This is a genomic window from Mesorhizobium sp. P3_A8, from assembly GCF_056402995.1.
The window spans coordinates 290,430-299,826 of the sequence record NZ_JBFUGI010000011.1 but is presented as its reverse complement, the minus strand read 5'-3'; the positions used below and the strand labels follow the sequence as shown (position 1 = coordinate 299,826).

Here is a 9,397-nt window from a genome sequence, read left to right as displayed (position 1 = left end):
CGGTCGCGCTGTCGGTCGTCACCAGATGGATGTCGGGCGTGTCGTTGGTGCCGGTGATAGTAATCGTCACCGTCTGCGTGTCGGTGCCGGTGTGGCCATCGTCGGCCTTGATCGTGTAGGTGAGCGTCAGCGTCTCGCCCTGGGCGAGAAAGTCGAAGGCTTGCGATGCCGAGTTGAACGACCAGTTCAAATTGTGGGTGTCGGTCGGGTTGGCTGCAAGCGAGGCCGGCGAAACCGTCAGCATGCCGATGACGGCGGCACTGTTCAGGCTGCCCGTGGTGCCGCCGAGCGATACGGATGTGACAGTCGGGGTGACGGTATCAGAGAGGTCTGCATCGGTCACCGTCAGGGTGCCGCTCTTCGTCAGGGCGGCATTGGTCTCGGTCAGCGAGGCGGCCGCGCTATCGCCAGCGCCAACGGTGATGTCCGGAGCGTCATTGGTGCCGTTGATGGTGATCGTCACCGTCTGCGTGTCGGTGCCGGAGTGGCCGTCGTCGGCCTTGATCGTGTAGGTGAGCGTCAGCGTCTCGCCGACAGCCAGGAAGTCGAAAGCCTGTGGTGCCGAGTTGAAGGTCCAACCGAGGTTGTTGGTTTCACCCGGATTGGCCGTAAGCGAGGTCGGCGAAACCGTCAGCATGCCGAGCACGGCGGCGCTGTTCAGCCCGCCCGTGGTGCCGGCGAGCGACACTGATGCAACACTTGCGGTTACCGTGTCGGACACATCAGCATCGTTCACAGTCAGCGTGCCGCTCTTCGTCAGAGCCGAGTTGGTCTCGATCAGCGAGGCGGTCGCGCTGTCGGTCGTCACCAGATGGATATCGGGTTTGTCGTTGGTGCCGGTGAACTGAATGGTGGCCGTGGCCCAGCTCAGCGTGCCATTGCCGAGCTGAATGGCGTAGGTCACTTTATCGACAAGAACCTCTCCAGCCCCAAGTGCTTGAATCGTACTGTCGATATCTGCCGCATTGTAGTGGATCGTACCGTCAGTGCCTATCCAGATATGCGCACCCAGGTAACTCGTGTCGGTCCCCCCTCCGACACTTCCGGAATATGTCGCGTCACGTGTGAGCAGATCTGCCGGGGCATATGTCTTCGTTGCAGTGGACGCACTGTCTGCGTTATCGATGGAGTAGAGCTGTTTGGCTGCGCCTCCCAGATCATTAGCCAAGACATTCAGGATTAGGACACCTGTGGCGTCTTCCGAATAAGTGAACAGGTCATCCTTCGCCTGTGGTGTATTCGAGAAAGACGCGGTAGTGCCGCCGGCACCGGTGACCTGAGTAGCCATTTTCAACCCCCTAGTTGTTAAACAACAGACGCCCAACCATCTGCTTCATTCACAGTACTGAACGACCGGCTGCTTCCAGCCGAAGAACAGTCGCGCGACCGGCGTGCGATTCGGGTAGGCATCATTTGCCGGTGCCATCCAGACAAGCCGCTCCGTTACGAACAGCTGGTTCAAGCTGGTCATTCATGGACGGACGGTCGCTCGATGACGGTGGCAGCGACGACCTTGGTCGCGGCTCTGCGTCTCCTACCCCAATTGCATCGTCTAACTCGCCGGTTACCGATCGCGAATTTTAGAAGACGCTTATATTAGGAGATTATTAACTCTACTGACGGGGAGGGGTCAACATCGAACTTGATGGAACAGTTAATAGTCGAATTCAAACAGCAGCAGGGGTCGCGGCCTAGTGGACCGCTGACGGCTGCTGAAAAGACCGCTGGAGGACGGAAAGTCTGACCCGAAGCAAGTCTGCCGCGACGTGAACGGCTGCTTTCTGCGTCTTCTCTGACGTAGCGGTCAGCCTTGCCATCGCTTGAAAGCAGACATTGCCGGCGACCTTTGGAGCGGACTATGGCGTGCGGTCTGCCAAGTTCGGGCACGCCGCACCTGTCGTCCAGGCCGTAGCGGCGGTGCGCCTCTCGCTGCGAGACGTGACTTACACCGTCCCGCTAATGCCGGCTAGCGCCCCAGACGACGGCATTCTCGTGCCGCTTGATGATGTGCTTCAGATTCTCGAAGGCGGTCGTGACGTGGCCGGCGAAGCGCTCTGCCGCGGGCGAGCGCGGTCCGCTCACCCGGCGCAGGATGCCAAGTGATCGGCTGGGCTGCGGAATTTCATAGGGGAGCACCGTCACCCGGTTCTCCTTGCGTTGCGCGAAGACCACGGAGAACGGCAGCACGGCCAGCGCATCGGTTTCGGCAAGGAAGTTGATCACGCTCATCAACGAGCCTCCCGAATAGCGCACGTTCAGGTCCGACATGCCGATGCTCATAAGGATCATCTGCAGGTCCGACATCAGCGGAGAGCCGGGCAGTGGAGCCACCCAGGGAAAGCTGGTCAGGTCATGCGCCCTGAGGCGGCGATTGCGCAGCAGCGGATGGTCTGGCCGGCAAGCCACGACGTTGCGTCCTGGCAGGATCTCGGTGAATTCGAAGCCTGGTCCGAGGTCGAGCACGCCGATCGGCACGATCCCGAGGTCGATCTGGTTGCTCTCCAGCGCTGCGACCATCTCGGGCAGGTTCATATAGCTTTGCTGGACGGTGACCTCGGGTTCGAGCTTCTGGAATTCCCCGATCATCCGGCTGATCATCGCATCCATGAAGAAAGGCACGCCACCGACACGGACGACGCCCTTCGTGCCCTTCATGAAGCCCTGCACTGCATCCGACGCCTTGCGCGACGCGGTGATGATCGTGCGCCCTTGCGCCGCCAGCTGGAAGCCGAGCGGTGTCGCCTGCAACGGCCGGCGGCCCTTGAGGAAAAGGGGCTCGCCGACCCGCGCCTCCAGCATGGCCAGCGATCGGCTGACCGCGGGCTGGGTCAGGCCCAGCATGGCGGCTCCTTCCGACACGCCGCCAGCATCCAGCACCGCGGCGAGCTGCATGAGGTGGCGCTCGTTCAGCTTCATAGCAAAACGCTATACAAGGGGCGCGACATCTCATCAAGCAGCGCGTTGGGCCGTGCTATCCCGTTTGGCAAGGGGAAGGGAGGCCCCGGCGAAATGGACGGCCAGCCCGACCCCCAGAGGGATGAATTCCCCAAGGCGATCTCGACGCAGGCCGAGGAATTCGCTCGGCGTCTGACAGCAATGGGCCCGTCCCGCCTGGCGACGGCGGCGCAGGCAGCCGTGGATGGTTTGCACGCGCTCATCGTGGAGTTGCGACCCTCCGGCGAGGAATTTCGGCTGGCGATCGATTTTCTGACCGAGGTCGGCCATTACGCCGATGCGCGGCGCCAGGAATGGGTGCTGTTCGCCGATGTTCTGGGCGTGTCCTCGCTGATCGAGGATCAAAACAGCCCACGCCCCGCCGGGGCGACCCCCAATACCCTGGCCGGACCCTTCTACCGCGCCGACGCGCCGGAGATGCCGCTCGGCGGGAACATCTCGCGCGACCACAAGGGCGAGCCGCTGGAGGTTACGGGGCGGGTCGTTGCGCTCGACGGCGCGGGGATCGGCGATGCGATGGTCGAGATCTGGCAGGCCAATGCCGAGGGCCTCTACGAGAATCAGGAACCGGACAGGCAGCCGGAATTCAACCTGCGCGGACGCTTCCGTGCCGATCCGCAGGGACGGTTCCGCTTCATGACGGTGAAGCCGAAGGGCTACACGCTGCCCGCGGACGGCCCTGTTGGTCAATTGATGTCGGCGCTTGGCCTTGGCCTCGAGCGACCGGCCCATATTCATTTTCGCGTTTCGGCACAGGGCTTCGAAACGCTGACGACCCACATCTTCGACCGATTGGACCCCGCAATCGGCCGAGATGCCATTTTCGGGGTCAAGCCCGAACTCATGGCCGAGTTCCGCGCGCTGCCGCCCCATGGGGGAAAGCGAAAGCACGCACTCGACCTCAATCTCGTGCTCTGCCCGACAAGGCGGGGCGAAACCGAAACCTCTGGGAGGAGATGATCGATGGCCCGTATCAGCGGCTACCACCATCTGACGCTGTCGACCGACGGCGCTCAGGAAGATTTTGATTTCTATACGAAGGCGCTCGGCCTGCATTCGGTGAAGCGCACCGTATTGTTCGACGGCGTCATCCCTGTCTATCACCTCTATTACGGCTCGCCCAACGGTGATGCTTCGACGATCATCACCACTTTTCCGTTCCGCAAGCCAGGCGTCTATGGCCGCCGCGGGACCAACCAGTCTCGCACCATCATGCAGTCGATCCCCAAGGGAGCCGCGGATTTCTGGGTGGACCGGCTGAACGCACGCGGCATCGAGGCCACCAAGATCACACGCTTTGGCGCCGACCGCGCGTCTTTTGCACATCCCTGCGGCATCTCGCATGAGCTGGTGGAAAGCGACAGCGATCCGCGCGCGCCCATCACCAACGAGACGCAAGGCATCGGCAAGGCTCACGGCATCAAGGGCATCTACGGCGCCGTGGTGGCGGTGATGGATCGCACGGCCATGGACGACTTCCTGACCATTGCGTTGCCGCTTGAGAAGGAGGCCGACAATCACGAGGGGCTCGTGTTCCGCGTGCCGGACGCGACGGGCGTCAATCAGCGGGTCGAAGTGATCGTCGATCGCGACAGCGCGCAGGGCACCTGGACGCTGGCGGGCGGCACGATCCATCACCTAGCCCTCAACACGGGCGACGAAGACAACCAATTGAAGCTGCGTGCCCATATCGAAGGCCTCGGCTTCACCGATATCTCGGAGCAGAAGGACCGCAACTACTTCAAGTCCTGCTATGTCCGCTCGCCCGGCGGCGCGATGTTCGAGCTTGCCTGGACCACGCCGGAAGGCTGGGCCAAGGACGAGCCCCCGGGCCAGATCGGCAAGACGCTGGTCTTCCCGCCGTGGTTCAAGGACCGCGAGGGCGAATTGCAGGCCGGCCTGGAACAGGCGGATTTCACGTGAGCTCAGGCAGCGGTCCGCTCCGGCTTGGGCCAAGGGGGCCGGAGGCGAAGGCGATCTGCGTCTTCGTCCACGGGCGCGGCCAATCGCCGGAAGAGATGCAGTCCCATGTGCTGTCGCGGCTTTCTGCGTCAGCGGTGGCCTTCATCCTGCCGCGCGCACCGCTCGGCATGTGGTGGGAGGCGCGTGCCGTCGACCCGTTGACGCCAGTCGCCCGCGCGCAGCTTTCCGACGCGCTCGACCACCTCGCGGCCGCGATGGTGGCGGCGCGGGCGGAACTGCCCGGACTGCCGCTTCTTCTCGCGGGCTTCTCGCAAGGCGCGTGTCTGTCGATCGAGTATCTCTGCGCGGGGCTGCCGCCGCCGGACGCTTTGGCGGCCTTCACGGGTTGTCGTGTCGGTGTACCGGCGGACGAAAGATCCGAGGCGGCGCCGGTTGGAATGCCAATCTATCTTTCCGGTGGCGATGCCGATCCCTGGATTCCGGTCTCGGCGTTTGCCGACGCTGCACAATCACTGGGCCGCGTTGGCGCGAGCCTGCGGGCCGATCTGTTCCCGGGCCGCGGCCATGAAGTCTCGGACGCCGAGATTGCCATGCTGGGTACGATCCTCGATGACCTCGCGGCCGGGCGTGGCCCGCGTATGGAGGCGGCGCGATGATGGACAGCTTCACCTTTCCGGGCCTGACGACACGGGTCGTCTTCGGTGCTGGCACCATGGCCAGCGTCGAGGAGGAGGTGCGGCGGCTTGGCCATGACAAGACGCTGGTGCTGTCGACGCCACATCAAAAGGCCGATGCGGAAAGGCTGGCTGAAAGCCTTGGCGGCCTCGCCGCCGGGGTCTTTGCCGGCGCGGTCATGCATACGCCGGTCGAGGTTACGGAAAAGGCGGTCGATGCGTTCCGGGCCAGCGGCGCCACTGCGGTCGTCAGCCTCGGCGGCGGCTCGACCACCGGGCTTGGCAAGGCCATTGCCGTTCGCACGGGCGCCGACCAGGTGGTCATTCCCACCACCTATGCCGGCTCGGAGATGACCGACATCCTCGGCGAGACGGCGGCCGGCGAGAAGACCACCCGCCGCTCGCCGGACATTCGCCCCGAGACGGTTATCTACGACGTCGATCTGACACTTAGCCTGCCGGTCGGCCTTACCGTCACTTCGGCGATGAATGCGATTGCTCATGCTATGGAGGCCTTCTACGCCCCCGACCGCAATCCGGTGATCGTGCTGATGTGCAGGGATGCCATGGCTGCCTTCCGGGACGGCATTCCAAGGCTGATCGGCGATCCGCAGGACCGCGCGGCGCGGACGCAGGCGCTCTATGCGGCATGGTGCTGCTCAACCGCGCTCGGCTATGTCTCGATGGCGCTGCATCACAAGTTGGCGCATGTCTTCGGCGGCTCGTTCGACACGCCGCATGCCGAAACCCACGCCATCCTGCTGCCTTACACGACCGCCTTCAACGAAGCGGCGGTGCCCGATCTGCTGCGCCCGATCGCCGAAGCATTCGGCGGCGGCTCGGCGGGCGGCGGGCTCTGGGATTTCGCGCGATCCGTCGGCTCTCCGCTGAGCCTGAAGGAGATCGGCATCAAGGAAGCCGATCTCGACCGCGCTGCGGCTATCGCGTTGAAGAACGCCTATGCGAATCCGAGGCCGATCGATCCAGGATCGATAAGGGAACTCCTCCAGGCGGCGTTAGAGGGACGCCGTCCAGGAGGCTGACAAGAGGCAAGAGGGAGGAAGAGCAGATGATTACAAGACGGAGCTTACTGAAAGCGTCGGCGGCGACAGGCTTGGCGCTCGCCGGTTCTCGGCTGGCGACGCCGGCGCTCGCGCAGGGCGCCAAGATTCGCCTGGGCTATGTTTCACCGCAGACGGGGCCGCTCGCCGGTTTCGCCGAAAGCGATGCCTACAACATCAAGGCTTTCCTCGCGTCCGAGGCGGGCAAGAACTTCGAGGTCATCGTCAAGGACAGCCAGTCGAACCCCAATCGCGCGTCCGAGGTGGCGAAGAGCCTGATCGTCGACGACGAGATCAACCTGATGCTGGTCGGCTCGACGCCCGAGAACACCAACCCGGTCGCCACCACCTGCGAGGCGGAAGGCGTGCCGGTCATCTCGACCATGGCGCCTTGGCAGCCCTGGTTCATCGGCCAGCAAGGTAATCCCGCCGATCCATCGTCGTGGAAGCCTTTCAACTTCGCCTACCATTATTTCTGGGGTCTCGAAGACATCATCGCCGTCTATACCGGCATGTGGAAGCAGCTTTCCACCAACGGCAAGGTGGGCGGACTGTTCCCCAACGATGCCGACGGCAATGCCTGGGGCGATCCGAAAAACGGGCTGAAGCCCGGACTTGATGCCGCCGGTTTCAGCCTTGCCGATCCCGGTCGCTATCAGAACCTCTCGGACGATTTCACCGCGCAGGTCAACGCTTTCAAGGCGGCCGATGCCGAGATCGTCACCGGCGTGGTCATCCCGCCCGACTTCACCACTTTCTGGAACCAGGCCCGCCAGCAGGGCTTCAAGCCCAAGGCGGCGACGGTGGCCAAGGCGATCCTCTTCCCGCAATCGGTCGAGACGCTCGGCGATGCCGGCCACAACCTTTCGTCCGAAGTCTGGTGGTCGGCCTCGCATCCGTTCAAGTCGTCGGTGACGGGCCAGAGTTCGGCGGATATTGCGGCGGATTTCACCGCCAAGACCGGGCGTCCGTGGACCCAGCCGATCGGCTTTGTCCATTCGCTGTTCGAGGTGGCGGCCAATGTCATGGGGCGCGTTTCGGATCCGACGAATGCCGAGGCGATCGCGGCAGCCATAGCGGCCACCGACATGACGACCGTGGTCGGCAAGGTGGCCTGGAGCGGCGCGGGGCTGCCGCCTTTCGCCGCAAAGAACGTCTGCAAGACGCCCCTCGTCGGTGGCCAGTGGCGCAAGAAGCCCGGCGGCTTCGATCTGGTGATCGTTGAAAACGCCAGCGCGCCAGAGATCCCCACCGCCGGCAAGATGGAAGCCCTGGCCTGACGCTGCCGAGGGCGGCGGATGCCGTCGCCCTCGTTTGGCGCGACCCGAGGATGACAGTGATGATACTCAGGCTGGAAAACGTCTCGAAGTCCTTCGGCGCCTTGAAGGTTGCGGACGGCGTGACCGTCACGGTGCCGCGCGGCGAAGCCCTGGGCATCATCGGCCCGAACGGGGCAGGAAAGTCGACGCTGTTCAACCTGATCACCGGCAATCTGCTTGCGAATGAGGGCCGCATCGAATTCCTCGGCCGCGACGTAACCCGCGCTCCCGCGATGGAGCGGGTGCGCATGGGCATCGGCCGCAGCTTCCAGATACCGCAGCCTTTCGAGGGGCTGACCGTGTTCGAGAACCTCTTGACCGCCGCCGCCTTCGGCCGGGGTCGACGCGAGGCCGAGATGGTCGACGATTGCGCCGGTATCCTCGAGGAGACAGAGCTGCTCAGGAAGGCCAATGTCCTGGCCGGATCGCTGAGCCTTCTCGACCGCAAGCGCCTGGAACTCGCTCGCGCCCTGGCGACGGGACCGGAGCTTTTGCTTCTGGACGAGATCGCGGGCGGGCTGACCGAGGGCGAATGCAAGGCGCTGGTCGCGACGATCAAGGCGATCCACGCCAGGGGCACCACGATCATCTGGATCGAGCATGTGCTGCATGCGCTGAGATCGGTGGTCGAACGGCTTCTCGTGCTGGATTTCGGGCGCGTGATCGGGATCGGCGCGCCGGATCAGATCATGGCCTCGAGAGAGGTTCGCGAAATCTATCTGGGGCTCGAGGTCTGATGCTGCTCGAAACGCGCGACCTCACCGCGAATTACGGCCAGTTCCGGGCGCTGTTCGGCGTGGATATCACCATTGCTGCGGGCGAATGCGTGGCGATCATCGGCGCCAATGGCGCCGGAAAATCCACGCTGATGCGTTCGATCACGGGTGTGATCGGCAACGAGCCCGGCATGGTGCTGCACCGGGGCGAGCCGATCGGCGGGCTGTCTTCGGCCGAGATCATGAAGCGCGGCATCGCCATGGTGCCGGAAGGACGCCGGCTCTTTCCCTCGCTGACCGTCGAGGAAAACCTTTTGATCGGCGGGCAGGCGCGCAAGGTGCCAGGGCCATGGAGCCTCAACGCGGTCTATGACCTTTTCCCGATCCTGCGCGAGCGGCGCAAGAGCCCCGGCACCGCGCTCTCGGGCGGCCAGCAGCAGATGGTGGCGATTGGCCGGGCGCTGATGTCGAACCCGGAATTGCTGCTCTGCGACGAGATCAGCCTCGGCCTTGCGCCTGTCGTCATCCGCGACATCTACGCCGCGCTTCCCCGGATCCGCGAAGGCGGCGCCGCGATCGTGGTGGTGGAGCAGGATATCGGCAAGGCGCTGGCGGTGGCCGACCGTGTCTACTGCATGATGGAGGGGCGTGTCACATTGGTCGCCAAGGCCGCCGAGGCCACGCGCGAAAAAATCCATGCCGCCTATTTCGGAGCGGCGGCATGACGACGGGACCAAGCCATCGTTTGC

Annotated in this window: 9 protein-coding genes; 7 read left to right on the top strand and 2 right to left on the bottom strand. The window is 64.0% G+C overall.

The genetic code is table 11. From position 1 onward, the window contains the following. Positions 1-1,288 (bottom strand): VCBS domain-containing protein (locus tag AC1DX4_RS25550; RefSeq protein WP_477222943.1); only part of this gene is annotated, 1,288 nt, incomplete at its 3' end. Positions 1,289-1,956: 668 nt separating this feature from the next. Further along, complete coding sequence (locus AC1DX4_RS25545; protein WP_477222942.1) at positions 1,957-2,916, bottom strand: LysR family transcriptional regulator; 960 nt, start codon at positions 2,914-2,916, stop codon at positions 1,957-1,959. A 93-nt stretch (positions 2,917-3,009) separates the two neighbouring features. Between AC1DX4_RS25545 and AC1DX4_RS25540 the strand changes: the two genes are divergently transcribed. Genes AC1DX4_RS25540 through AC1DX4_RS25510 form a run of 7 tightly spaced genes read left to right on the top strand, consistent with a single transcriptional unit; the run spans position 3,010 to position 9,373 of the window. Further along, positions 3,010-3,915 (top strand): dioxygenase family protein, encoded by a 906-nt coding sequence (locus AC1DX4_RS25540; protein WP_477222941.1) that lies wholly within the window; start codon positions 3,010-3,012, stop codon positions 3,913-3,915. A 3-nt stretch (positions 3,916-3,918) separates the two neighbouring features. Beyond that, positions 3,919-4,878, top strand: a complete 960-nt coding sequence (locus tag AC1DX4_RS25535; RefSeq protein ID WP_477222940.1) for a VOC family protein — start codon at positions 3,919-3,921, stop codon at positions 4,876-4,878. Continuing rightward, positions 4,875-5,534, top strand: a complete 660-nt coding sequence (locus tag AC1DX4_RS25530) for an alpha/beta hydrolase (RefSeq protein WP_477222939.1) — start codon at positions 4,875-4,877, stop codon at positions 5,532-5,534. Before AC1DX4_RS25535 ends, AC1DX4_RS25530 begins: the two co-directional genes overlap by 4 nt. After that, a complete protein-coding gene (locus AC1DX4_RS25525; RefSeq protein WP_477222938.1) occupies positions 5,531-6,595 on the top strand; it encodes a maleylacetate reductase in 1,065 nt (354 codons plus the stop codon). Before AC1DX4_RS25530 ends, AC1DX4_RS25525 begins: the two co-directional genes overlap by 4 nt. Before the next feature lie 26 nt (positions 6,596-6,621). Continuing rightward, a complete protein-coding gene (locus AC1DX4_RS25520) occupies positions 6,622-7,893 on the top strand; it encodes an ABC transporter substrate-binding protein (RefSeq protein WP_477222937.1) in 1,272 nt (423 codons plus the stop codon). A gap of 59 nt (positions 7,894-7,952) precedes the next feature. Beyond that, positions 7,953-8,669, top strand: a complete 717-nt coding sequence (locus AC1DX4_RS25515; protein WP_477222936.1) for an ABC transporter ATP-binding protein — start codon at positions 7,953-7,955, stop codon at positions 8,667-8,669. After that, positions 8,666-9,373, top strand: a complete 708-nt coding sequence (locus tag AC1DX4_RS25510) for an ABC transporter ATP-binding protein (RefSeq protein WP_477222956.1) — start codon at positions 8,666-8,668, stop codon at positions 9,371-9,373. Before AC1DX4_RS25515 ends, AC1DX4_RS25510 begins: the two co-directional genes overlap by 4 nt. Positions 9,374-9,397 lie beyond the last annotated feature (24 nt).

Coding starts and splice junctions, on each gene's coding strand:
- AC1DX4_RS25545 (WP_477222942.1), bottom strand. CDS start 2,916: ATGAAGCTGAACGAGCGCCACCTCATGCAGCTCGCCGCGGTGCTGGAT.
- AC1DX4_RS25540 (WP_477222941.1), top strand. CDS start 3,010: ATGGACGGCCAGCCCGACCCCCAGAGGGATGAATTCCCCAAGGCGATC.
- AC1DX4_RS25535 (WP_477222940.1), top strand. CDS start 3,919: ATGGCCCGTATCAGCGGCTACCACCATCTGACGCTGTCGACCGACGGC.
- AC1DX4_RS25525 (WP_477222938.1), top strand. CDS start 5,531: ATGATGGACAGCTTCACCTTTCCGGGCCTGACGACACGGGTCGTCTTC.
- AC1DX4_RS25520 (WP_477222937.1), top strand. CDS start 6,622: ATGATTACAAGACGGAGCTTACTGAAAGCGTCGGCGGCGACAGGCTTG.
- AC1DX4_RS25515 (WP_477222936.1), top strand. CDS start 7,953: ATGATACTCAGGCTGGAAAACGTCTCGAAGTCCTTCGGCGCCTTGAAG.